23 protein-coding genes are annotated in these 24479 nt (G+C 73.1%); 9 read left to right on the forward strand and 14 right to left on the reverse strand.

Features of this window, described 5'->3' with window-relative positions:
• Positions 1-37 precede the first annotated feature (37 nt).
• The 9 genes from ACO229_RS11540 to ACO229_RS11580 form a co-directional block, all read right to left on the reverse strand.
• Positions 38-1048: a site-specific integrase gene (locus ACO229_RS11540; RefSeq protein ID WP_423465011.1), complete on the reverse strand. Its 1011-nt coding sequence runs from the start codon at positions 1046-1048 to the stop codon at positions 38-40.
• 265 nt (positions 1049-1313) lie between these two features.
• On the reverse strand, positions 1314-1673 hold the full coding sequence (locus tag ACO229_RS11545) for a metal-sulfur cluster assembly factor (protein WP_397415293.1): 360 nt from the start codon (positions 1671-1673) through the stop codon (positions 1314-1316).
• 11 nt (positions 1674-1684) lie between these two features.
• A complete protein-coding gene (sufU, locus tag ACO229_RS11550; protein ID WP_020012946.1) occupies positions 1685-2164 on the reverse strand; it encodes a Fe-S cluster assembly sulfur transfer protein SufU in 480 nt (159 codons plus the stop codon).
• A gap of 46 nt (positions 2165-2210) precedes the next feature.
• Entirely contained in the window at positions 2211-3521 is a 1311-nt protein-coding gene (locus ACO229_RS11555) for a SufS family cysteine desulfurase (RefSeq protein WP_423465012.1), read from the reverse strand.
• Between the two features lie 41 nt (positions 3522-3562).
• Entirely contained in the window at positions 3563-4333 is a 771-nt protein-coding gene (sufC, locus tag ACO229_RS11560) for a Fe-S cluster assembly ATPase SufC (protein ID WP_397415289.1), read from the reverse strand.
• 35 nt (positions 4334-4368) lie between these two features.
• Positions 4369-4713, reverse strand: coding sequence for a non-heme iron oxygenase ferredoxin subunit (locus ACO229_RS11565; protein ID WP_397415287.1), 345 nt, complete (start codon positions 4711-4713; stop codon positions 4369-4371).
• Complete coding sequence (sufD, locus tag ACO229_RS11570; RefSeq protein ID WP_397415285.1) at positions 4710-5912, reverse strand: Fe-S cluster assembly protein SufD; 1203 nt, start codon at positions 5910-5912, stop codon at positions 4710-4712. Before sufD ends, ACO229_RS11565 begins: the two co-directional genes overlap by 4 nt.
• Before the next feature lies 1 nt (position 5913).
• On the reverse strand, positions 5914-7350 hold the full coding sequence (gene sufB / locus ACO229_RS11575; protein ID WP_397415282.1) for a Fe-S cluster assembly protein SufB: 1437 nt from the start codon (positions 7348-7350) through the stop codon (positions 5914-5916).
• Positions 7350-8096, reverse strand: a complete 747-nt coding sequence (locus ACO229_RS11580) for a helix-turn-helix transcriptional regulator (RefSeq protein WP_397415280.1) — start codon at positions 8094-8096, stop codon at positions 7350-7352. The genes sufB and ACO229_RS11580 overlap by 1 nt, the downstream gene beginning before the upstream one ends.
• Positions 8097-8322: 226 nt before the next feature.
• On the opposite strand from ACO229_RS11580, the gene ACO229_RS11585 reads away from it, so the two are divergent.
• The 4 genes from ACO229_RS11585 (at position 8323) to ACO229_RS11600 (ending at position 12539) form a co-directional block, all read left to right on the forward strand.
• Complete coding sequence (locus tag ACO229_RS11585; protein WP_423465294.1) at positions 8323-9309, forward strand: ABC transporter ATP-binding protein; 987 nt, start codon at positions 8323-8325, stop codon at positions 9307-9309.
• On the forward strand, positions 9306-10103 hold the full coding sequence (locus tag ACO229_RS11590) for an ABC transporter permease (protein ID WP_423465013.1): 798 nt from the start codon (positions 9306-9308) through the stop codon (positions 10101-10103). Before ACO229_RS11585 ends, ACO229_RS11590 begins: the two co-directional genes overlap by 4 nt.
• Positions 10104-10259: 156 nt before the next feature.
• Entirely contained in the window at positions 10260-11474 is a 1215-nt protein-coding gene (locus ACO229_RS11595; RefSeq protein ID WP_423465014.1) for a S8 family peptidase, read from the forward strand.
• Between the two features lie 141 nt (positions 11475-11615).
• Positions 11616-12539, forward strand: a complete 924-nt coding sequence (locus ACO229_RS11600; protein WP_423465015.1) for a COX15/CtaA family protein — start codon at positions 11616-11618, stop codon at positions 12537-12539.
• Here the strand turns inward: ACO229_RS11600 and ACO229_RS11605 are convergent.
• Together ACO229_RS11605 and ACO229_RS11610 are read right to left on the reverse strand one after the other, a co-directional pair.
• Positions 12520-13212 carry a response regulator gene (locus ACO229_RS11605; protein WP_423465016.1) on the reverse strand — a complete coding sequence of 231 codons (693 nt, stop codon included), beginning with the start codon at positions 13210-13212 and terminating at the stop codon, positions 12520-12522. The two genes, ACO229_RS11600 and ACO229_RS11605, sit on opposite strands and share 20 nt — an antisense overlap.
• On the reverse strand, positions 13209-14099 hold the full coding sequence (locus tag ACO229_RS11610) for a sensor histidine kinase (RefSeq protein WP_423465017.1): 891 nt from the start codon (positions 14097-14099) through the stop codon (positions 13209-13211). The genes ACO229_RS11605 and ACO229_RS11610 overlap by 4 nt, the downstream gene beginning before the upstream one ends.
• Before the next feature lie 131 nt (positions 14100-14230).
• Between ACO229_RS11610 and ACO229_RS11615 the strand changes: the two genes are divergently transcribed.
• The 5 genes from ACO229_RS11615 (at position 14231) to ACO229_RS11635 (ending at position 18385) form a co-directional block, all read left to right on the forward strand.
• A complete protein-coding gene (locus tag ACO229_RS11615) occupies positions 14231-14944 on the forward strand; it encodes an ABC transporter ATP-binding protein (RefSeq protein ID WP_423465018.1) in 714 nt (237 codons plus the stop codon).
• Positions 14941-15726, forward strand: coding sequence for an ABC transporter permease (locus ACO229_RS11620; protein WP_423465019.1), 786 nt, complete (start codon positions 14941-14943; stop codon positions 15724-15726). The genes ACO229_RS11615 and ACO229_RS11620 overlap by 4 nt, the downstream gene beginning before the upstream one ends.
• Positions 15723-16481, forward strand: a complete 759-nt coding sequence (locus ACO229_RS11625) for a hypothetical protein (protein ID WP_423465020.1) — start codon at positions 15723-15725, stop codon at positions 16479-16481. The genes ACO229_RS11620 and ACO229_RS11625 overlap by 4 nt, the downstream gene beginning before the upstream one ends.
• Before the next feature lie 87 nt (positions 16482-16568).
• Positions 16569-17573: an ATP-binding cassette domain-containing protein gene (locus ACO229_RS11630; protein WP_397433532.1), complete on the forward strand. Its 1005-nt coding sequence runs from the start codon at positions 16569-16571 to the stop codon at positions 17571-17573.
• Positions 17570-18385, forward strand: a complete 816-nt coding sequence (locus tag ACO229_RS11635; protein WP_423465021.1) for an ABC transporter permease — start codon at positions 17570-17572, stop codon at positions 18383-18385. Before ACO229_RS11630 ends, ACO229_RS11635 begins: the two co-directional genes overlap by 4 nt.
• On the opposite strand, the gene ACO229_RS11640 is transcribed toward ACO229_RS11635, so the two are convergent.
• The 3 genes from ACO229_RS11640 to ACO229_RS11650 all read right to left on the reverse strand — a co-directional run bounded on the left by ACO229_RS11640 (position 18367) and on the right by ACO229_RS11650 (position 24192).
• Positions 18367-21879, reverse strand: coding sequence for an AfsR/SARP family transcriptional regulator (locus ACO229_RS11640; protein WP_423465022.1), 3513 nt, complete (start codon positions 21877-21879; stop codon positions 18367-18369). The two genes, ACO229_RS11635 and ACO229_RS11640, sit on opposite strands and share 19 nt — an antisense overlap.
• A 36-nt stretch (positions 21880-21915) precedes the next feature.
• Complete coding sequence (locus ACO229_RS11645; RefSeq protein ID WP_423465023.1) at positions 21916-23082, reverse strand: FAD-dependent monooxygenase; 1167 nt, start codon at positions 23080-23082, stop codon at positions 21916-21918.
• Positions 23083-23211: 129 nt separating this feature from the next.
• A complete protein-coding gene (locus tag ACO229_RS11650; protein ID WP_397415254.1) occupies positions 23212-24192 on the reverse strand; it encodes a hypothetical protein in 981 nt (326 codons plus the stop codon).
• Positions 24193-24479 lie beyond the last annotated feature (287 nt).

Genomic DNA, 24479 nt, shown 5'->3' on the forward strand with positions numbered 1-24479 from the left:
CCACGTGGATTAGGAGGCCTGCTGGCGAAGGCAGGGGCTACTGAGCCTCCGACTGGCCATCCTCCCCTTGCCCGAAACTCACATGCAGCACCTTCCCGCGCTTTGCAGGGAAGACCAGGCCATTGCGTCCAGGTTGCGAGAAAGTCGCCAGGTGCTCTTTGAGGATTGGCACAACGAACGACGGTATTGCCACGTCCCGGTAGGAGGCGTCCGTCTTTGGTGGGCCGATCTGGTTGTACTGGCCCGGGATCTTCTGGTTCGCTGCGGTTCCTCGCACCGTTACCTTCGCCCGCGCCGGGTCCTCAATATCAAGATGCTGCCGCTGCAGTGCTCGCAGCTCTCCGTTGCGAAGTCCCGTGGCGATGGCCAGAGGCACGATCGCCTGAAGGTAGTCCGGCATCAGCTCGGTCATCTGCCACATCTGGTCTGGCGTCACCACAATGGGCGAATGCAGGGCCTTGTAGCGAAGGGCACCCTTGACCTTCGCCGGCGAAGCATCGAGCAGCTCATGCTCAACAGCATCGTTCAGGATCGAGGACAGTGTCTGATAGGCCGAGTACAGTGCGCCGCGCCCGTCCGACTTCCCTTGGCCATGCCACTTCCGCATCCGCGCTTCCTCGGCAAGCGTTGCGTCCAACTTGGTGTACCAATTGGTCACATCGAGCCGGGTCAGGTCCTTCAGAGGGATGTCGCCCAGTTCCGGAAGAATGCGCTTCTCCAGCGCCGTGTCGTACCGACGGCGAGTACCCCCGCGCAGGCGCTTGCCCTCGATCGACCGTCGCGCCCACTCACGCAACGTGATAGAGCGTTGCTCCGCGATGCGCGCCGCCAACTCACGTGCCTTCGGAGGCGTCCATTCACCACGGTCGATGAGAATGCGCTCTGCGTTGAGCCACGCCTCGGCCGCCATCTTGTCGCCGAACGATCGGTGGTGCTTCTCCGTGTCCGGGCCGGTGTACCGAGCACGGATGCTTGTGACCGCACCGGTCACCGGGCTCTTGCGCTCCTCGATGAGGCCGAATGTACGACGGGAAGGTTTGCGTGCCATGGGTGGGTCCTCTCGCCCACCAGGTGTACCCACCACGCCAGTCATCCCCGGTGGGACTTCGGCACCCCCACGCACAGCCTGAGCAAGGCCCGCCACCTGCGGACTCACCCTCGAGGGCGTGGGACTTCAGTGGGACTTCAGTGGGACTTCGGGTGGCCCCACGAGGCCACTTCTGTCCACGTCCGTCTCACGAGCCTCGAAGAGAATCACCAGGTCAGGCGGCATTCCCCGCGTTCAGGGGCCTGCCGCCTGACCTCGTCGATCCTCAGACGTTGAACCCCAGCATCCGCAGCTGCTCCTTGCCGTCGTCCGTGATCTTCTCCGGACCCCACGGCGGCATCCAGACCCAGTTGACCCGGAACCCGTCCACGATGCCCTCGAGCGCCTGGGCGCTCTGGTCCTCGATCACGTCGGTCAGCGGGCACGCCGCGGACGTCAGCGTCATGTCGATGGTCGCGTGGTTGTTCTGGTCCACCTGGATGCCGTAGATCAGGCCCAGGTCCACGACGTTGATGCCCAGCTCGGGGTCGATCACGTCGCGCATGGCCTCTTCGACGTCCACCACGGTGGTCGGCGACGCGGCAGCCGCCGCTCCCTGCCCGACGTCGGTGCTCGCCTCGGTCATCGCATCTCTCCTCAGCTCGTGGCCAGCGCGCCGCTGCGCGCCAGCGAGTCCTTGAGCGCCGCCCAGCCGAGCAGCGCGCACTTGATCCGGGCGGGGTACTGGGACACGCCCGTGAAGGCGGTCGCGTCGCCGAGGGCGTCCTCGGCGGCGTCGTCGTCCAGGCCCTTGCCGCGGGACGACATCAGGTCGTGGAACAGGCCGTCCAGCCGCGCCACCTCGGCGAGGTCCGCGCCTTCGACGAGCGAGGTCATGACGGACACGGACGCCTGCGAGATGGAGCATCCCTGCCCCTCCCAGGAGACGCCTGCCACGGAGCCCTCCGGCGTGACGTCGACCCGGAGGGTCACCTCGTCACCGCACGTGGGGTTCACCTGGTGCGACTCCCCCGCGAGGTGTCCCGCCACGGAGGCGACGTCGACGAGCCCGCGGCCCACCGGGTGCTTCGCGTGGTCCAGGATCACCTGCTGGTACATCTGCTCGAGCGTGCTCACGACGCTGCCTCTCTCGATCTCACCGAACCAGATCTCCTCGAAGAGATCACTCTGCTCCGAAGAACGCGCGGACCCCCGCCAACGCTTCCCGGAACGCGACAACTTCTTCGACCGTCGTGTAGACCGACGCCGACGCGCGCGCCGTGGCGGCCACGCCGAACCGGCGGTGCAGCGGCTGCGCGCAGTGGTGGCCCACCCGCACGGCGATGCCCTTGTCGTCCAGCACCTGCCCGACGTCGTGCGCGTGCACGCCGTCCACCACGAACGAGACCACGGCGAGGCGGTCCGCGGTGTCGAGCGGGCCGATCACCCGGACGCCCGGGATGTCGGCGATCTTGAGCATCTCGGCCGCGAGCTCGGACTCGTGCCGGGCCACGCCCGCCATGCCGAGCTCGCCGAGGTACTGCGCCGCGCAGCCCATGCCCACGGCCTGCGCCACCATCTGGGTGCCGGCCTCGAACCGCTGCGGCGGCGGCGCGTAGGTGGTGGTCTCCATGGTGACCACCTCGACCATGGACCCGCCGGTCACGGTCGGCGGCATGGCCTCCAGCAGCTCGCGCCGCCCGTACAGGGCACCGACACCGGTGGGGCCGAGCATCTTGTGCCCGCTGAACGCGGCGAAGTCGACGCCGAGCGCGTGGAGGTCCACCGGCAGGTTCGGCACGGACTGGCACGCGTCCAGCACCGTGAGGGCCCCGACGCGCCGGGCCGCCGCGACGAGCGTGTCCACGGGCGCGATCGCGCCGGTCACGTTCGACACGTGCCCGAACGCCAGGACCTTGGTCCGCTGCGTGACGATCGAGTCGAGGTCCGTGAGGTCGAGCCGGCCGTCGTCCGCCACCGGGATCCAGCGCAGGACGGCGCCCGTGCGGGCGGCCAGCTCCTGCCACGGCACGAGGTTGGCGTGGTGCTCCGCCTCGGTGACCACGATCTCGTCGCCCGGCGCGAGCCGGAACCGCGCCGCGGCCTCTCCCCCGCGACCCAGGGTCGCGTTGGAGAAGGCGTAGGCCACGACGTTGATCGCGGCGGTGGCGCCCGGCTGCCAGACGATCTCGCCCTCGTCCGCGCCGACGAACGCGGCCACAGCCGCGCGCGCCTGCTCGAACGCCTCGGTGGCCTCCTCGGCGAGGAAGTGCGCGCCGCGGTGGACCGCGGCGTTGCGCTGCTCGTAGAAGTCCACCTCGGTGTCCAGCACCACCTGGGGTTTCTGGGAGGTGGCGGCGGAGTCCAGGTACACGAGGGGCCGGCCACCCCGCACCGTGCGCTCGAGCAGCGGGAAGTCCGCGCGGACGGCGGCCAGCTCGGCCGTGGAGAGCCCGGCGGGTGCGTCACCCGGACGCACGGTGGTGGTGGTCATGTTGTCCCCTCGCAGAACCTGGAAGATCGGGCGGTGGCGGGTCAGGCCGAAGCCGTGGCGCCCGCGCCGACGTACTTGTCGTAGCCCTCTTCCTCGAGGCGGTCGGCCAGCTCGGGGCCGCCCTCCTCGGCGATCTTGCCGTCCACGAAGACGTGCACGAAGTCAGGCTTGATGTAGCGCAGGATGCGCGTGTAGTGCGTGATGAGCAGGACACCGACCTCGGTGTTCTCCTTGGCGCGGTTCACGCCCTCGGACACGATGCGCAGCGCGTCGACGTCGAGGCCGGAGTCGGTCTCGTCGAGGATGGCGAAGCGCGGCTTGAAGAGCTCCATCTGCAGGATCTCGTGGCGCTTCTTCTCACCACCGGAGAAGCCCTCGTTCACGGAGCGCTCGGCGAAGGCCGGGTCCATGCGCAGGTTCTCCATCGCGCCCTTGACCTCCTTGCCCCAGGTGCGCAGGGCGGGGGCGGTGCCGTCGATGGCGGTCTTGGCGGTCCGCAGGAAGTTCGCGACGGAGACGCCGGAGACCTCGACCGGGTACTGCATGGCGAGGAAGAGGCCGGCGCGGGCGCGCTCGTCGACGGTCATGGCCAGCAGGTCCTCGCCGTCGAGCGTGACGGTGCCCGAGGTGACCGTGTACTTGGGGTGGCCGGCCAGGGCCGAGGCGAGCGTGGACTTGCCGGAGCCGTTGGGGCCCATGATCGCGTGGGTCTCACCGCTGGCGATGGTCAGGTCGACACCGCGCAGGATCGGCTTGGGGCCTTCCTTGGTCTCGACGCTGACGTGCAGGTCGCGGATCTCGAGGGTGGGCATATCGGTTTACTCCAGGGTTGCGGGAAAGTCAGGGGTCAGGAGACGGGCACGGTGACGTCGATGTCGACGAGCACCTTGTCGCCGTCGATGGTCACCGGGTAGACCGGCACGGGGCGCATCGCGGGGAGCTGGACGGGCATGCCGGTCCGCAGGTCGAACTGCGACCCGTGCAGCCAGCACTCCACCAGGCAGCCCTCCACCTCGCCGTCGGACAGCGAGACGGCGCCGTGGGAGCAGATGTCCGAGACGGCGTGGAAGACGCCGTCCGCGTCACGGGCGACCGCGACCGGGACCGGGGCGCCGTCGGCGCCGTCGAGCTCCACGAGCATCGCCTCCTCCGGTCCCAGGTCGTCGGTCATGCACGCCAGCTGCGCGGTCATGCGGCCGGTGCCCCGGTGATCACGCTCATCGACTTCTCCAGCTCGGCCTCGATGGAGGCCAGCAGGCGCTCCTCGACGGACGGGACGCCGATCTCGTGGATGAGCTCGGCGAAGAAGCCGCGCACGACCAGGCGACGGGCCTCGATCTCGGGGATGCCCCGGGCCTGGAGGTAGAAGAGCTGCTCGTCGTCGAACCGGCCGGTGGCGCTGGCGTGGCCCGCGCCGGCGATCTCGCCGGTCTCGATCTCGAGGTTCGGCACCGAGTCCGCACGCGCGCCGTCCGTGAGGACCAGGTTGCGGTTGAGCTCGTAGGTGTCGGTGTTCTCGGCGTTCGCGCGGATCAGCACGTCGCCCACCCACACGGTGTGCGCGCCGGAGCCCTGCAGGGCGCCCTTGTAGGTCACGCGGGACTTGCAGTCCGGCACCGCGTGGTCCACGAAGAGGCGGTGCTCCTGGTGCTGGTCGGTGTCCGCGAAGTAGAGGCCCACCATCTCGACCTCACCGCCCGTGGCGGTGAACTCGGCGTCCGGCGTGATGCGCACGACGTCGCCGCCGAACGTCACCACGACGTGCTTGAGCTTCGCGTCGCGGCCCAGGCGGGCCCGGTGCGAGGAGGCGTGCACGGCGCCGTCGGCCCAGTCCTGGACGCTGACGACGGTCAGGTGCGCGCCGTCCTCGACCACGATCTCGACGGTCTCGGCGAGCGAGCCGACGCCGTTGTGGTCGATGACCACCACGGCCTCCGAGTGCTGCTCGGCGCGGACCAGCACGTGGGCCGCGGTCGCGTCGGACGAGACGCCCTCCAGGCGCACGGACGTCACCTCGGAGGCCACGGCCTCCTTCGGGATCGTCACGATCGTGGCCTGCTCGAACGCGTTCCACGCCGTGACGGCGGTGCGGTCGCCGGGCTTGCCGGCGGTGCCCAGGCGGGCGTCGTCACGGGCGACGGTCTCCACCGTCACCTCGGGGGCCGGGGCCACCTCGACGGTGACACCCGAGGTGCCCAGGTCCGCCTGGAACAGCGGCTGGAGGCGGTCCGCCGGGGAGAAGCGCCACTCCTCCTCGCGGCCGTGCGGGACAGGGATGTCCTCCAGGGAGAACGACGTGAGGCGCTCTGCTCGCGAGCCCTGGGGCTTGACGGCGCCGTGGGAGTGGGCGCCGTCGGCAACAGCGCGCGAGTGATCGGTCGTGAGAGTCATGTCAGCCGACGGACCCTTCCATCTGCAGCTCGATGAGGCGGTTGAGCTCGAGCGCGTACTCCATGGGCAGCTCGCGCGCGATGGGCTCGACGAACCCGCGCACGATCATGGCCATGGCCTCGGTCTCCTCCATACCCCGGGACATGAGGTAGAACAGCTGGTCCTCGCTCACCCGCGAGACCGTGGCCTCGTGCCCCATGGACACGTCGTCCTCGCGGACGTCCACGTACGGGTAGGTGTCGCTGCGGGAGATCTGGTCCACCAGCAGCGCGTCGCAGAGGACGTTGGACGCGGAGTGGGAGGCGCCCTCGAGCACCTGCACCAGACCGCGGTACGACGTGCGGCCGCCGCCGCGCGCCACGGACTTGCTGACGATCGACGAGGACGTGTTCGGCGCCGCGTGGACCATCTTGGCGCCGGCGTCCTGGTGCTGGCCCTCGCCCGCGAAGGCGATGGACAGCGTCTCGCCGCGGGCGTGCTCGCCCAGCAGGTAGATCGCCGGGTACTTCATGGTGACCTTCGAGCCGATGTTGCCGTCGACCCACTCCATGGTGGCGCCCTCGGCAGCGGTGGCCCGCTTGGTGACCAGGTTGTACACGTTGTTCGACCAGTTCTGGATCGTCGTGTAGCGAACGCGCGCGTTCTTCTTGACGACGATCTCGACCACCGCGGAGTGCAGCGAGTCGGACGTGTAGATCGGGGCGGTGCAGCCCTCGACGTAGTGCACGTACGAGCCCTCGTCCGCGATGATCAGCGTGCGCTCGAACTGGCCCATGTTCTCGGTGTTGATCCGGAAGTAGGCCTGCAGCGGGATCTCCACGTGCACGCCCGGCGGCACGTAGACGAACGACCCGCCGGACCACACGGCCGAGTTCAGCGCGGCGAACTTGTTGTCGCCCGCCGGGATGACCGTGCCGAAGTACTCCTGGAAGAGCTCCGGGTAGTCGCGCAGGCCCGTGTCGGTGTCGACGAAGATGACGCCCTGCTCCTCCAGGTCCTCACGGATCTGGTGGTAGACGACCTCGGACTCGTACTGGGCCGCGACACCCGCGACGAGGCGCTGCTTCTCCGCCTCCGGGATGCCGAGCTTGTCGTAGGTGGCCTTGATGTCCTCGGGCAGCTCCTCCCAGGAGGTGGCCTGCTTCTCCGTGGACCGCACGAAGTACTTGATCTTGTCGAAGTCGATGCCCGACAGGTCGGAGCCCCAGCTCGGCATCGGCTTCTTGCCGAACAGGCGCAGCGCCTTGAGACGCTGGTTCAGCATCCACTCGGGCTCCTTCTTCAGGGCCGAGATGTTGCGGACCACGTCCTCGTTCAGGCCACGCTGGGCGATCGCGCCGGCTTCGTCGCTGTCGTGCCAGCCGTACTCGTAGGCGCCGATGCTGGCGATGATCTCGTCGTCGGAGCGCTGCTCTGGCGCTTGCGTTTCTGCGCTCATCACTTTCCTTCGGTGGGGGTCGTGGCGGGAGTGGTCAGGTGCACGGGGATGTTCGTGGTGCAGGCGTGCGCGCCGCCCGCGATGGTCGCGAGCCGTTGCACGTGCGAGCCGAGCAGCTCGCTGAACGCGCGGGCCTCCTGCTCGCACAGCTCCGGGAACTCCTCGGCCACGTGCTGGACCGGGCAGTGCCCCTGGCAGAGCTGGACGGCCGGGGCCACGACACCGGCCGTGGGGCCGGTCAGCGGCGCCGGGACCGGACGCACGGAGGCGGCGTAACCGTCCGCAGACAGGAGCTGGACGAGCTGGGCCGCCCGCCCCTCGGCGGTGTCGGCCGTGAGGTGCGGGGCGTAGCTGCGGGCGACGGCGTCGAACCGCTGCCGGGCGAAGCCGGCCACGGCATCGCTGCCGCCCGTGTCCCGCAGGAACCGCAGGACCTGCCGGGCGATCTCCTGGTAGCCGCCCGCGAGCTCGGACTGGCCGCCGCTCGTGACGACGTACCGGCGGGCCGGGCGACCGCGGCGCGGCGCACCCGACGGCAAGGCCTCGTGGACCGTGATCTTGCCGTCCTCCTCCAGGAGGGTGAGGTGCCGGCGCACGGCCGGGGCCGTCAGCTCCAGGACCGCGGCGAGCGCGCCGGCCGTGACCGGGCCGCGAGACGCCACGAGCTCGAGCACCCGCCGGCGGGTGGTGCCGTCGGTCTCGTGGCTCGCCACGTGGCCGGCCGCCACCTGCGTCGGTGCGCTCATGCTGGTCACCTCCCCGTCGGTCCCGGGGCAGACCTCACCCCGCGTACGTACGCCCTCGCGAGCGCCTGTGCTTTTGAGAACATCCTTGTTCCCTAATTCGAGATGCGCAAGGAAGGCGAGCCTCAGTTACCGCCGATCGCGACACATCTCACACGGACGGCACACACCCGGCGCACCCACCGCGACGACGACGCCTCCGGCCGCCGCCTACGATTGTGCGGTGCCCTTGCCCGACGCGCCCGCGATCGACCCCGCCCAGGCGGCCACCGCGGACGCCACCACCAGCCCCGCCGGCCCCGCCGTCCAGGTGCGCGGCCTCGTCAAGCGCTACGACGGCCGCGCCGTCGTGGACGGCCTCGACCTCGTCGCACGACCGGGCGCCGTCACCGCCGTGCTGGGCCCCAACGGCGCGGGCAAGACCACCACGATCGAGTGCTGCGAGGGCCTGCGCTCCCCCGACGCCGGCACCGTGCGCGTGCTCGGCCTCGACCCCGTCGCCGACGCCCGTGCCCTGCGGCCGCGCGTCGGCGTCATGCTGCAGGACGGCGGCCTGCCCACCGGGGTGCGCGCGCTGGAGCTGCTGCGCCACGTCTCCGCCATGTACGCCGCACCGCGCGCCGTCGGCGAGCTCGCCGACCGCCTCGGCCTGCACGCCTTCGCCCGCACCACGGTGCGCCGCCTGTCCGGCGGGCAGCGGCAGCGTGTGGCGCTCGCCGCCGCGGTGATCGGCCGGCCCGAGGTCGTGTTCCTCGACGAGCCCAGCGCCGGCATGGACCCGCAGAGCCGGCGCGCCGTCTGGGACCTCGTGCGCGAGCTGCGGGCCGACGGCGTCGCCATCGTGCTCACCACCCACCTGATGGACGAGGCCGCCGACCTGGCCGACCACGTGCATGTCGTCGACCACGGCCGGGTGATCGCGTCGGGCACGGTCCGCGAGCTGACGGACGGCGGCGCCGGCCCGGCCTCGATCCGCGTGGAGGCCACGCCCGGCCTGGACCTCACCCCGCTCCGCACCACCCTCCGCCCGGGCGAGTGGGTGGTCGGCGAGGGCGAGCCCGGGGTGTACACCGTGACCGGGCCCGTCGACCCGGCGGCGCTCGCCGCCGTGACCGGGTGGCTCGCCGGACAGGGCGTGCTCGCCCGGTCGGTCACCACGGGCAGCCGGACGCTCGAGGACGTGTTCCTCGACCTCACCGGGAGGAACCTGCGATGAGCACCGACACGGCGCCCGCCACGCCCGCTGCCGTACCCGCAGCACGCGCCGCCGCCGCTCCCGTGGTGCGCCGGATCGCGGCCCAGGCGTCCTTCGAGACCCGGGCGATCCTGCGCAACGGCGAGCAGCTCCTGGTGACGATCGTGCTGCCGGTGCTGGTCCTGGTGGCCCTCGTGCGCACGTCGTTCATCGACCTGGACACGCACGGGCTCTCGCGCGTCGACTTCGTGACGCCCGGCGTGCTCGCGCTGGCCGTGATGTCCACGGCGTTCACGTCCCAGGCCATCGCCACCGCGTTCGACCGGCGCAACGGCGTGCTGCGGCTCATGGCCACGACGCCGCTCGGCCGCACCGGGCTGCTGGCCGGCAAGGTGCTCGGCGTGCTCGCCGTCGAGGTGGTGCAGGTGGTCGTCATCGCCGGCGTCGCCCTGGCCCTCGGGTGGCAGCCCGAGCTGGGGGCACTGCCCGCCGTGCTCGGCGCGGGGCTGCTGGGCACCGCCGCGTTCACGGCCCTGGCCCTGCTGCTGGCGGGGACCTTGCGCGCGGAGGGTGTGCTCGCCGTGGCCAACCTCGTGCTCGTGCTGCTCACGGTGGGCGGCGGGGTGCTGCTGCCCGCGCAGCAGCTCGCAGGACCGCTCGCGCACGCGGCGGTGCTGCTGCCGTCCGGCGCGCTGGGCGAGGCGATGCGCGGCGCGCTGCTGCACGGCGCCGTACCCCCGTTCTCGGTAGTGGTGCTGCTGGCCTGGACGGCGGCGCTGGGAGCCGGGGCCGCTCGGTTGTTCCGCTGGCACTGAGCCGGCGTCCGGGCCCTGCGGGGCACCGCGCCCGGGGCTCGTCGGGGGAAACGCGTACCTCACCTCATACGCGGGAGGTATGACCTTTTCGTGGGGTTGGCGGGTGAAATTCGCCCATTTAGGGTTCACTTCACCTACATTCCCCAGGGAGGCAGCGTGACTTCCACTCACAGCAACCGCCGTCGGCTGATCGTCGGTGCCGGTATCGCCCTCGCCCTCGCGGCGGCCCCGGCCGCAGCGGCCGTGGCCTCGGCGACGCCGGACGAGGCGCCGGCACCCGTCGCGGGCGCGCTGGTCGAGGACTCGTACATCGTGGTCCTCAAGGACAGCGATGTCAGCGAGAGCCAGGTCCGCAGCACCGCCAGCAGCCTGGTGCAGGAGTACGGCGGCCAGGTGCGCCACTCGTACACGAACGCGGTGCGCGGCTTCTCCGCGTCGATGTCGGCGGCACAGGCCGAGCGGCTCGAGGCCGACCCGTCGGTCGCGTACGTCGAGCAGAACCGCGTCATGACGGCCACCGACACGCAGTCACCGGTGCCTTCCTGGGGCCTGGACCGGATCGACCAGGAGAGCCTGCCGCTGGACGACTCGTACACGTACGGGAACTCCGGCAGCGGCGTCACCGCCTACATCGTCGACACGGGCATCCTCACCACCCACGAGGACTTCGGCGGCCGTGCGGTCAGCGGTACCGACACCGTGGACAACGACGACGACGCCACCGACTGCGCGGGCCACGGCACGCACGTCGCGGGCACGGTCGGCGGGGCGGCGCACGGCGTGGCCAAGGAGGTCTCGCTCGTCGCGGTCCGCGTGCTGGACTGCAGCGGTTCGGGCACCTACGACGGCGTCATCGCCGGCATCGACTGGGTGACCGCCGACCACGAGGCCGGCGAGCCGGCCGTGGCCAACATGTCGCTCGGCGGCGGCTTCTCGCAGGCCGTGAACGACGCCGTGTCCGCCGCCGTCGCCGACGGTGTCACGTTCGCCCTGGCGGCGGGCAACGACTACGCGGCCGACGCGTGCGACGGCTCGCCGGGCTCCACCCCGGAGGCCCTCACGGTCGGTGCCACCGAGGACACGGACGCCCGTGCCGAGTACTCGAACATCGGCAGCTGCGTGGACATCTTCGCGCCGGGCAGCGACATCACGTCGGCCTGGTACACCGGGGACACCGCCACCAACACCATCAGCGGTACCTCGATGGCCACGCCGCACGTCGCGGGCGCCGCAGCGCTCGTCCTCGGCGGCAACCCGGCCGCGACGCCGGCCGAGGTCGGCGACGCGCTGACGGGCTCCGCGCTGCAGGACGTCGTGACCGACCCGGGCACGGGCTCGCCGAACCTGCTGCTGAACGTCAGCGGTCTCTGACCCCAGGACCCCTGTCGGACGCTCAGGTCACCCAGGTGACCTGAGCGTCCGACGCGTCCTGACAGCTCGTCGGCAAAGAATCACACCCGGTGCGGCACCGGCACGGAAGGCGACGGCGCCCACGGGCACTAGCGTGGACCCGTGACCGCACCCGCAGCCCCCACCTCCTGGCTCCACGCGCTCCCCGCGCGTGTGGACCGCATTCGCCACTGGACCCGCGCCGTCCTGATCGCGAACCTGATCGGCCAGATCGGCATCATCGGCACCGGTGGCGCCGTGCGCCTGACCGACTCGGGCCTGGGCTGCTCCACCTGGCCGCAGTGCGAGCCGGGCAGCTTCACGCCGCAGTTCCACGAGGCGACGACGCTGCACCCGTACATCGAGTTCGGCAACCGCACGCTGACCGGTGTGCTGGGGGTCATCGCGGTGCTGCTCGCGGTGTTGGTGTGCACCGACCTGAAGCGGTCCGCGTCGTACCGGATGCTCGGCCTGGCGCCGATCGTGCTGGTGATGATGCAGGCCCTGATCGGCGGCATCGTGGTGCTCCTCCACCTGCACCCCGGCTGGGTGTCCCTGCACTTCGGCGTCTCGGGCGCGCTGGTCGCGTTCTCCCTCTACCTGTTGCACCGGCACGGCGAGGGCGACGGCGCCCCGCGGCTCGTGGTCTCCCCGCGCGTGCGCAACCTGGCCTGGGCGCTGGCAGGGCTGACCGCCGTCGTCGTGGTGCTCGGCGTGCTGACCACCGGGGCCGGCCCGCACAGCGGTGACTCCGAGGTGGGCTACCGGTTCGCCATCGACCCGGCGCTCCTGACCAGGTGGCACGCCGCTGCGGTGTGGGCGTTCACGATCGTGCTGGTGGGGTTCCTCGCGGCGGTGCGCCGCGGGCCCGCCGCCGTGCGGCGTGCGGCCGTGCTCCTGCTGGTGATCACGCTGGCGCAGGGCGCCATCGGATACGTCCAGTACTTCACCGACCTGCCGGAGCTGCTGGTCGGGCTGCACATGATCGGCGCCGCCGCACTCATCGCGGGCACCACCCGGGTGTGGCTCACGACCCGGGTGCGCTGAGCGCGTCACCCGCGGACCCGACCAGGCCGTGCTCGTACGCCGCGATGACGAGCTGCGCGCGGTCACGGGCGTGCAGCTTGGCCAGCAGACTGCCGATGTGCGACTTGACCGTGCCCCTCGAGATCGTGAGCGCCGTGCCGATCTCGTCGTTGGACAGGCCGCGGCCGACCTGCGTCAGCACCTCGGTCTCGCGCTCGGTCAGCACGTCCGGACCGCGCGCCGGCCGCGCCGGTCCGGGCCGGTCCAGGTAGTGGGCCACCAGGCGCTGCAGGATGCTCGGCGCGAAGAGTGACTCGCCCGCGCGCGTACGCCGGACGGCGTCCACCAGCCGCTCGGGTTCCGCGTCCTTGAGGAGAAACCCGCTGGCTCCCGCCCGCAGGGCGGCGTGCACGTGCTCGTCGAGCTCGAACATGCTGAGCACCAGCACACGTGTCCCCGCCAGGGCCGGGTCGGCGACGATGCCGCGGGTCGCGTCGATGCCGTCACCGTCGGGCATCCGGATGTCCATGAGCACGACGTCGGGCCGCAGCCGGGCCGCCTGCGCCACGGCGGTGGCACCCGTGTGGGCCTCGCCCACGACCGTGAGGTCGGGCGCCCCGTCGATGACGAGCCGCAGGCTGTGCCGGATGAGGGGCTGGTCGTCCACCACGAGCACCCTGGTCCGGTCGCTCATGGTCGCTCGGGGCGCGCGGCCGGTACGTCGTCCGTGCCGTCGGGCAGGCGGGCCGTGACACGGAAGCCCGGGCCGACCTGGCCTGCCTCGACGCTGCCACCCAGGGCCGCCGCCCTCTCGCGCAGGCCAGGCAGACCCTGGCCCGCTCCTCGGTGCGGCTGCCAGCCGGCCACCGGACCGTCGTCCTCCGCGACGACCACCAGCGTGCCGGATTCGCGACCGACCGTGACGCGGGCGACGGTCGGCCCCGCATGCCGGGCCGTGTTGGCGAGGCTCTCCCGGACGATCGCGCACACGGTGAGCTGGACGCCGGCCGACACGTCGGCCAGGTCTGCGGCGGTCAGGACGGCCCGGACGCCGCCGGCCCGTGCGTCCTCGACGATCTGTGGCAGGTCCGCCAGGCGTTCCGCGGGCCGCAGGGGCGGCGCCTCACCGCCGGGAGCCCGGAGCACCGTGAGCATGCGGCGCAGCTCGGTGGTCGCCGCCCGTCCGGTCCGTTCGATGTCCGCCAAGGCTCGCACACGTTCCACGTCGCCCGCGGGGCCCTCCAGCGTGCGCGCGGCGGCAGCACGCACCGTGATCAGCCCCAGCCCGTGAGAGGCGAGGTCGTGCAGGTCGCGGGCGATGCGCAGCCGCTCGGCCTGCGCGGCACGTTCGGCCGCCCATGCCGTGAGGTCCTCCTCGTAGGCCCGGCGCTGCCGGCCCGACGTGGACAGTGCCCAGACGAGCACGAAGAACGTGACCACGGCGCCGACGAGCGCGGTGACCGCGACGGCGACGGGCCGCTCGACGCCGGTGGTCGCGAGCACGACGCCGAGCACCGCGAGGGCGAGGGCCGCGGTGAGCCACACCCGCGAGCGCAGCACGGGTCGAGCAGTCGTTTCCACCCGGCCGAGTCTAGGTTTCCCCGGGGTGCGGCACATCGGACCCAGGTCCGACAGACCATGGTCCGATCGGCCGCGCGAAGTCCTGCCCTGGGTCCGATGACGCGGCAGTGCGCGAGAGCTGGGATGGGGGCATGCTCCTCATCGAAGAAGTCGTCAAGCGGCACGGACCGCGCACCGTCCTCGACCGGGTCAGCCTGCGGGCCCGGCCCGGGCGGGTCACAGCGTTCCTCGGCCCCAACGGCGCCGGCAAGTCGTCGACGCTGCGCGTCCTGCTCGGCCTCGACCGGCCCGACGGCGGCCGGGCCCTGGTCGGCGGGCGCCCCTACCGCGACCTCCGCGACCCGTTGCGTACGGTCGGGTCGATGCTCGACGGCTCGGGCGCGCACCGCTCCCGCAGAGCGCGGGACCACCTGTCGTGGGTCGCGCGGAGTAACGGCATCCCGCGGCGACGGGTCGACGAGGTGCTGGAGCAGGTCGGGCTCGCCGGGTCGGGCCGGGTCCGGGTCGGCCGGTACTCGCTCGGCATGGGGCAGCGTCTCGGTCTGGCGGCGGCGCTGCTCGGCTCGCCGGAGGCACTCGTGCTGGACGAGCCGGTCAACGGGCTCGACCCGGAGGGCATCCGCTGGATCCGTGGCCTGCTGCGCCGCCATGCCGACGGCGGGGGCACCGTGCTGCTCTCGAGCCACCTGATGAGCGAGGTGGCCGGCGTCGCAGACGACCTGGTGGTGATCGCCGCCGGGCGCGTCGTGGCCACCGGGACCCTGGCCGAGGTCACTGCGGGCCACCCGAGCCTGGAGGACGCGTTCTTCGCGCTCACGGGCAGCACGCAGGAGGTGGACCGATGAGCCTTCCGGGCGCGTTCGCCGCGGAGTTGCGGAAGCTGTCGACGTTGCCGGCCGGGCAGATCGCGGTAGCGGGCACCGTGCTCGGCTCGGTGGGCATCACGCTGCTCAACGCCGTCTCCACCCGCGCCGGCCTGGAGGCCGGTTCGGCAGGCCCCACGACGTTCACCTCCGCGTTCGAGGTCGGGTACGCGGCCGTCCCGCTGGGCACGGTGGGTGCCGTGGTCGTCGGCGTGATCGCGATGAGCAGCGAGTACGCGGCGAACAGCTCCGACGCCGGCGCCGGTCGGCAGATCACCGCCTCGCTCGCCGCCGTGCCCCGCCGTGGCCACGTGCTCACCGCGAAGGCACTGGCGGTCGCCCTGCTCGTCGCGGCGACGGCGGTGGTGACGGTGCCGGTGAGCGCCGGGGTCGCCGCGCTCGTGATCGGGGACGCGGGTGATGCGCTCCCGCTCGGCGTCGCCCTGGCCCGCATGCTCGGTGCGGCCCTGTACTGGATATTGACGGGCCTCATCGCGCTCGCCGTCACGGTGCTGGCTCGCAGCGGGCTGGTTCCGCTGGTGGTCCTCGTGGCGAACAGCTCCCTCGTGTCGGTCTCGCTGCTGCTGACCACCGTCACTCCGCTCGCCCACTGGCTGCCGGACCTGGCCGGGCGCCGGCTCCTCGGCGGCCTGTCCACGGTCGAGGGCGGTCTCGACGCCGGTCCCGGTGCGCTCGTGATGGCCGCCTGGGCGTTCGGGCTCCTGGCCGTGGCGGGCGTCGTGCTCTCGCGGCGGGACGCGTGATCGCGGTGCGCCTCGCCCGTGTCACCGCGGCAGAGCTCGACAAGCTCCGGAGCCTGCCCGTGGTCATCCTCACGGTGGCCGGCACGGTGGCGGCCGGGGTCGTGCTCGCCGTCGCCCTCACCGCGGTGTCCGCACAGGGTGCGGGGCCGGTGACCCCGCCCGTCGCCACCGTGTCGGCGGGTCTCCCGTACGTCCAGGCAGGCCTGCTCCTCCTCGGGGTGCTGCCGGTCGCCCAGGAGTACACGGGCCGGCAGCTCGGGACCACGCTCGCGGCCGTCCCGCACCGGGGTGTGCTCCTGACGGCAAAGACGGTGGCGGCGCTCGCGGTGCTGGCATTCACCGCAGCCGTGGCCGTGGGTGCGATGACGATCGCCGCCCTGGTCACGGCCCGGTTGGTCGGCGAGCCTGCCGTCGCGATCGGGGCGGCGTCGGCCGGTGCGGGTGGGGAATCCGTGTCGCTCGCCGGCGCCGGCGCCTACCTGGTGCTGATCGGTCTGCTCGCCCATGGCACGGCGCTGCTGGTCCGTCACCTCGTTCCTGCGCTCGTGGCGGTGCTCGGGCTCGTGCTGATCATGTCGCCCCTGCTCGGCGGGCTCACCCGGCACGCCCGCTGGCTGCCGGACCGTGCGGCCGCGCAGCTCTACCAGCCCACCGACACGGTGCTCACGGAGCTGACCGGCGGCCTGGTCGCGCTCGCGTGGATCGTCGTGCTCGTCGGTGGGGCCGCCGTGCGGTTCGTCCGACGTGACCCGTGAGCAAGGCGTGACCCGTGACAGACCGGTGGCCGGGCGTGACAGCGGTCTGACAGTGCCGTGCGAGCGGCCCCGCGCACGCTGGGGACCATGAACACGAACGCGATCGAGGCACAGGGCCTCGTCAAGGTCTTCGGCGACAACCGCGCCGTGGACGGCGTCGACCTCACCGTCCGCACCGGGACGGTCTACGGGGTGCTCGGACCCAACGGTGCGGGCAAGACCACGACCATCCGCATGCTCGCCACCCTGCTGCGACCTGACGGTGGCGAGGCGCGCGTGCTCGGGTACGACGTGGTCCGCGACGCCGCCGCCGTGCGCTCCCTCATCGGCGTGACGGGGCAGTATGCCTCCGTCGACGAGACGCTGAGCGCCACCGAGAACCTGGTGGTCTTCGGACGCCTGCTGGGCCTGTCGGCGCGGGCCGCCAGGGCCAAGGCCGCCGAGCTGCTGGAGGAGTTCTCCCTGACGGAGGCTGCGAGACGGCCCCTGCGCGAGTACTCGGGCGGCATGCGGCGCAGGCTCGACCTGGCGGCGAGCCTGATCGCCAGGCCCCCGCTCATCTTCCTCGACGAACCCACCACCGGCCTCGACCCCCGCACCCGCAACCAGATGTGGGACACCATCCGCCGGCTGGTCGCGGACGGTTCCACCGTGCTGCTGACCACCCAGTACCTCGACGAGGCGGACCAGCTCGCCGACCGGATCGCCGTCATCGACCGCGGCACGGTCGTGGCCGAGGGGACCGCCGACGAGCTCAAGGCCACCGTCGGCGCCCAGTCGCTCCAGGTCGGGCTCGCCGAGCACGGCGACCTGGGCACCGCGCTCGGCCTGGTGCAGCAGGTGTTCGGCACCGCCGGGTCGGTGACGCCCGAGGGGCAGCGGATCACGGTCCCGGTCCCCCACGCCGAGGCCGTCACCGACCTGCTCGTCCGGTTCCGCGAGGCGGGTGTGCCCATCGCCTCCGTCAGCCTCGACAAGCCGAGCCTGGACGAGGTCTTCCTCACCCTCACGGGCCACGCGGCCGACGGCGACGCCGTCACGCCCGGGAGCCCCGCCGACACCCCGAACCACACCGAGAAGGTGACCGCATGACCACCGCCACCGTCGCCCCTGCGCCGATGCTGACCCGGCCGGGCCGGATCAGCCTCGCCACCACCCTCTCGCAGTCGGTCACCATGGCCTACCGCGGGCTGCTCAAGGTCCGGCACACGCCCGAGCAGCTCATCGACGTGACGATCCAGCCCATCATCTTCACGCTGATGTTCACCTACCTGTTCGGCGGCGCCGTCTCGGGCAGCGTGGCTGCCTATCTGCCGCTGATCATCCCCGGGATCCTGGCGCAGACCGTCATCACGGCGTCCGTGGTGACCGGCGTGCAGCTCCGCGAGGACATGGACAAGGGCGTGTTCGACCGGTTCCGTTCCCTGCCGATCGCCCGCATCGCACCGCTCGCCGGCGCGCTGCTCGCCGACACGGTCCGGTACGTCGTGGCGACCACCATCACGTTCCTGACCGGGCTGGTCATGGGCTGGCGCCCCGGCGGCGGGTTCGGTGGCGTGGTGCTGGCCGGGCTGCTCGTCATCGTCTGCGCCTGGGCCCTGAGCTGGATCTTCGCCTACATCGGGGTGATCGCGCGGTCGGCCACGTTCGTGCAGGGCGTGTCGTTCATGGTGCTGTTCCCGCTGACCTTCCTGTCCAACGCCTTCGTCGAGGTCAGCACCCTGCCCGGCTGGATGCAGGCGCTCGTCGAGGTCAACCCGGTGTCGCACCTCGTGTCCTCGGTACGAGCGCTCGCGAACGACGGCGCGGTCACCGGCGACGTGGGCTGGACGCTGCTGAGCGCGGGCGTCGTCGCGGTGGTCTTCGCACCGATCGCCGTCCGCGCCTACCTCCGCAAGGCCTGACGGTCCGGCAGCGGCACCGGAACGGCCTCCAGGGTCGTCAGCGCGTGCTCCGCGAGATCCTCGCGCGGCACCGCGGCGACCCTGGCCCGTGCCGCGGCCAGCGCGGCCTCGCCGTGGCGGTCGGCCGCGGCGGCGGCGAGCGGCTCGCGCCACAGCGCCTTGAAGTCCTGTCGCGAACCCATCCGCTCCGCCAGGGCGAGCAGCTCCAGCCCCGCGGCGGCGTCGCCGCCCGACCCGTCCGCCACGAGCACCGCCCCCACGGCCAGGCAGGCGGTGCCGAGCACGGGGTGGTCCGGGGTCTGCCGCATCCACTCCCGGTACAGCACCATGGCGCGACGGCGCACGAGGTCGGCCACCTGTCCCGCCCGGGCGAGCTGCCCGGCGTCGGCGAGCCGCACCACCCACGCGGCCCCCACGATCACGGCCCAGGGTGCGGTCGGCGACGGTTCGTCGCCGCTTCCGGCCGCGGCGTGCGACGTCCCGGACAGGTCCGCGAACATGCCCGTCGCCTGCTCGTACAGGTCGAGACAGCCGGCGACGTCGCCCCGGGCCCAGAGGATCTCCGCGCGACCCGCCAGGACCACCGCGCGCGACTCGTCTCCCCCGCGCCCGGTCCGGTCACCGTCCCCGGCGCGCTCGACCCGCCTGCAGATCCGCTCGGCCTCCGCCAGGTCCCCGGCGGCGATGGCGGTACCCAGGTCCACCCAGTCGAGCTGGCGCAGTGCGTCGTCGGCCCCGATCGTCGTCAGCCCCGCGCGGGCCACGGGTGACCAGCGTTCCGCGGTCGCCGTGTCCCCCGCGCCGAACGCTGTGGTGGCCATGAACAGCGCGGCCCCGGCGCGGCTGGCCACGTCGCCGATGCCCTCGGACAGGTGGTAGGCCCGTTCCGCCCCGGCCAGCGCCTCGTCGAGGCGGCCGCCGTTCTCGGCCTCCTGGGAGGCGACGAGGTGGGCGAGGAAGGCGATGAGCGTGTCGGGCGAGTCGCGCAGGGCGAGCACCGCCCCTGGTTCGCGGGCGAGCAGCATGCTCGCCACGGCACGGGTGCGTGGCCCGACCGCGTCACCGTGGTCCCGCAGCACCCGGCGCAGGCGGGCCAGGGCGCGCAGGTTCGCGCCCGTGCGGGAGAACGCGGTGGTGGCCGCCGCGTAGGCGAGGGCGAGCGCCGTGACGTCCGCCTCCGCGGCGGGGACGGGCCATCCGGTGACCGCCTCGACGACGGCGGGTGCCAGGTCCGCCGCGCGGTCCTCCGCACCGCGCAGCGTCCACGCCCCGCCGAGCGCGACGAACCCGTGGACCACCACGTCCGGCCGTCCCGCACGCACGGCCACCCGGATCACGAACAGCAGGTTCTCGTGCTCGCGTCGCAGCAGGTCGACGGCCGCCACCTGTTCCGGCCCGAGCAGCCGGGAGGTGCAGAAGGCGGCCACGGCCCTGCCCCAAGCCAGCAGCGCGTCGCGGACGTCGTCGTCCTCCCCCGCCTCCGCGAGGCGGAGCAGGCCGAACTCCCGCACGGTCTCCAGCATGCGGTAGCGCACGGGTGCGGACCCGTCCTCCTCGACCGCGAGCAGCGACTGGAGCACCAGCCCGTCGATGTCGTCCAGGACGTCGAACGGCACGTCACCCGTCGGGTCCGTGCCCGCGCCGAGACGTCCGAGCATCGCGGCCGCCTGCGCGGACAGGCCGTCGGGCAGCACCGCGACCCGCCGCCACAGCGCGCGCTGCGAGGGTTCCAGCAGGTTCCAGCTCCACTCGATGACCGCCTCGAGGGTGCGGTGCCGGTCGGGCGCGGTCCGGTCGCCGCCACGCAGCAGCTCGAACCGGGCGCCGAGGTGCCGCTCGATCTCCTCCACCGAGAGCGTGCGCACACGGGCGGCAGCCAGCTCGATGGCCAGCGGCAGCCCGTCGAGCCGGTCGCACAGGCGGGCCACGACGTCGTCGGGCAGCCGGGCGCCGGGGCGGGCAGCGAGCGCCCGCTGACGGAACAGCTCGACGGCCGGGCCCCGGACGCCTGCGCCCGACGCCGCGGCGAGCGGCGCGAGCGGGTACACCTGCTCCGCCGCGACCTGGAGGGGTGCGCGGCTCGTGGCCAGGATCCGGAGACCGGGTGCCGCCGACAGCAGGAGGTCCGCCCAGCGGGCGGCGCCGACCGGGACGTGCTCGCAGTTGTCCAGCACCAGGAGGGTCCGCGCGGTCCGGACCCGTTCGACGATGCGGTCGTGCAGGTCGCCCGCCAGCAGCCGGTCCCCCAGCCGGGTCGAGCCCGCTACGGACGACACACCCAGGGCGTTCGCGACCGCGAGGATCACGTCGTCGTCGCTGCGGACACCGGCGAGCTCCGCGACCGCGGCCGACAGCCCGCCGAGCGGGCCGGCGGCGACCTCGTCCTCGGCGACGGTGCGCGCGACCTCCTGCGCCAGCCGGGTCTTGCCGAGGCCGCCCGCACCGAGCACGGTCACCACCCGGTGCCGGGTCAGCTCGTCGAGGACGGCGCGGACGTCGTCGTCGCGGCCGAGCAGCGGCGTGGCCGCGGCACGCAGGCCCCGGGCGGGGCGTGCGGTGGCCGGCCCGGTCTCCGCCCGGGCCGCGATGCGCGCGTGCAGGGCCACCAGGTCGGGTGCGGGTTCGGTGCCGAGCTCGGCGACCAGGGCGTGGCGCAGCCGACCGAAGACGCGCTCCGCCTCCTGCGGGCGGCCCGACGCCGCGAGTGCCGTCATGGCGTCGCGCGCCGCGTCCCCGTCGAGGGGGTCGGTGGCGAGGGCGTCGGCGGCCAGGGCTGCGGCCGTCGCGTGGTCCCGGGCGGCGACGGCGGCCTGGCGGCGCAGCGCGGTCAGCTCGGCACGGAGCCGGCCGGCGGTGTGGCGCAGCTCGGCCGCGAGGTCCGGCGTCGCCTCGGCCAGCTCGGCGCCGGGGTCACCGCGCCAGGACGCGAGGGCGGCGTCCAGCAGGGCGGCGGCGTCGACGGCGGCGCCCGGGGCGCCGGGCACGTCCGTGGTGGCGCCGTCGGGCGGGGCCACGTCGGGCAGGGCGCCGTCCGACAGGGCGCCGTCCGGCAGAGCGCCGTCCGGCAGAGCGCCGTCCGGCGGTGCGTCAGCGGGCCGCGCAGCGGCGGGGGCCGACGGCAGGGTCGCCAGCAGCTCGCGCGCCTCGGCCGCGATCTCGTGCGCCCGGCCCAGGTCGCTCGGGCCGCCGAGCACGTACCCCGCGGAGGTGGAGCGTACGGCGCCGGGGCTCAGCGACCGCAGCCGCGACACCAGGTTCTGCAGTGCCGCACGAGGGTTGGCCGGCAGGTCCTCGGCCCACAGCGTGTCGATCAGTGCCGGCACCGGCACGGCACGTGGTGCGGCCAGCGCCAGCGCCGCCACGAGTGCCGCGGCACGGGGTCCGCGCGGGGCGACGGGCCCGGTGTCCGACAGGACGGTGACGGGGCCGAGGACCGCCGCCACGTGCCGTTCCGGGTGTGCCCCGAGCCCGGGGGCGGGGTCGACGGGCTCCATGGGCGCCACTCTAGGCCGTCGGCGCGGTGCCGGCCGTCAGGGCAGGGCGGGCGGCGTCCAGCTCGCGAACCGCGACATGCCGTCGAGCATGACCCGGGCGGGCAGCGCCTTCAGCACGGTGTTCCGCAGCCCCACCAGGGCACGGTTGCTCAGCTGCTCCCCGATCCGGGCGCTGGCCCAGGCCGCCCGCAGCACATCGGAGGTCCGGGGGCGCCGGACGCGTTCGTACTCCGCGAGACCGTCGACCACGGAGCCTGTGCGGGACACCGAGGCCGCCAGCACCACGCCGTCCTCGATACCCTGGCAGCCGCCCTGGCCCACGTTGGGCGGCATGGCGTGCGCGGCGTCGCCCGCGAGGGCGACCCGACCGCGGACCATGCGCGGAAGAGGCCGGGGCAAGCCGTACAGGTCGAGCTGCTGCACCTGTTCCGGCGCCGTCACCGCCAGCACCTGAGGGATCGGGTCGTGCCAGCGTGCGAACGCGTCCCGGGCCGACGCCAGGTCCGCGGCGGCAGCGCCGGTGGCCCGGCCCGCGGGTCCGACCTGGGTCGCGTACCAGTACAGCCGTCCGTCGCCGAGCGGGATCAGGCCGACCTCGCCACCGGGTCCCCATGTCTGCGACATCTCGGTGACGCCGGGGTTGTCGAGCACGGCGAGCCACGTGGTCGACCCGACGTAGACAGGTTGCGCGGCGTCCGGAGCGACGGCGGCCCGCAGGCGCGAGCGGACGCCGTCGGCGGCGACCACGAGATCGGCGCTCAGCGTTGCGCCGTCCGCCAGCGTCACGACGGCGGGCCGGGCCATGTCGCCCGGGTCGACGTCCACCGCCACCGCGCCATAGGTGACGGACACGTCGCCCAGGCCGTCGAGCAGCGCCTGCTGGAGGCGCGGACGGTGGAGGGCCACCGCCACGGTGCCCAGACGCGCCGCGATCTCCTCGGCCGAGACCTGCACGAGCGCCCGGCCCGCGCCGTCCCGCAGCGTGCCGGGGTACGCCCGCTGACCCACCGCACGGACGGCGTCGCCCACCCCGGCGGCGTCCAGCCCACGCAGGGCGTTGGCGAGCAGCACGATTCCGGCGCCCGTGGTGCGCGGCTGCGGCGAACGTTCCAGCACCCGCACGTCCCACCCGCACCGCAGCAGAGCGTTGGCCGCGGTCAGCCCCGCGATCCCGGCCCCGACGACGATCGCGCTCCTGCTCATGAGGCCTCCTCGACCAAGGAACGGGTCACCCCTGCGGTTCCGTCCATGCCCCCGCGACAACGGGGTCGCGCACGGGTCAGACCCCCGGCCCGCCGGAGCGGCCGAGGGTCTGACCCGCGCGCCAAGGGCTCAGACCTCGGGCGTCCAGAGGTCCTCGCCGTTCGCGGGCGTGCCGACGGCGCCCACGCCCGCCGGCACCGGCTCGGGCAGGTCGCCCAGCGCACGCTGCGCCACGGCGCCCGACGAGAAGTTCGCGTAGCACTCCGGGCAGTACCAGTCCGGCGTCGGGACCGGGGTGTCGAACCCGCCGTAGACGACGTCCGGCTCGAGCCGCGCCGCGTCGGCCGACTGGCCCCACACGATCCGCTTGGTGGCGCCGCGCTGGCCGCACGACGGGCAGGCGGGGCGCATCTGCGCACGCTGCGACAGCACGGGGTGCGGGTGCAGCAGAGCGTGGCACGGGGCGCACACGAGGAACGTCTGCTCGATCAGCTCCGCCAGCGGGCGCTCGCCGGTCTGGCCGGTGTGGGCGCCGTCGTCGTGGGGGTGCAGCTGCATGACGTCGACGAACCGCTCGCACGACGCGCAGCGCTCCTCGCGGCGCAGGTCGGCACCCGAGACCTGCTTGTGCCCCAGCAGGCGCAGCACGTGCAGGTTGGGCGAGAGCTCGCCGGTCTCGCAGTTGCCGGCGTCGAGCGTGCCGGTGGCGCCGTGCTTGTACTGGTGGGCGATGCCGTCGAGCACCAGGCGCGCGTGCTCCTGCGGCAGCCAGCCGGACGAGCGCGCGTAGGCGGCGGCGCCGTTGAAGAGGTCGTCCCACACCACGGGCTTGTCGGGGCCGAAGACCTCGTCGCTGACCCAGTCCTCACCCTGGCTGGCGCCCATGAGCTCCACCGCGGCGACGATGCCCGGTTCGGAGCCCACGACGGTGACGACGACGTCGCCGCGCTGCGGGCCGTCCGCGCCACCGGGCAGGCGGTGCTCGTGGCTGCGGCTCGCGATCGCCACCGCCTCGCCCAGCCAGTCCTCGGACCAGTTGAGGTAGACGGACGGGACGAGCCACGCCGGGAGGGACGAGACGTTGGGAAGCATGTCGGGTTCGCTGGTCACGCGGGGAGAATAGCGCAGCGCGGTGACGTCGTTATGACACGTCTGGTACGCGACCCGCGCGGCTGACCGGAGCCCCCGGCTCGCGTCCGGCGGGCCAGGCACGTTCGGTCGGTTGCTGGGGCCGGCCAGACACGTTCGGTCGGTTGCCCCCGGCCCGACAGACACGTTCGGTCAGTTGCCCCGGCCCACCAGGCACGTTCGGTCAGTTGCCGCAGCCCACCAGGCACGTTCGGTCAGTTGCCGCAGCCCACCAGGCACGTTCGGTCAGTTGCCGCAGCCCACCAGGC

Source organism: Promicromonospora sp. MS192 (assembly GCF_049532985.1).
GTDB lineage: Bacteria > Actinomycetota > Actinomycetes > Actinomycetales > Cellulomonadaceae > Promicromonospora.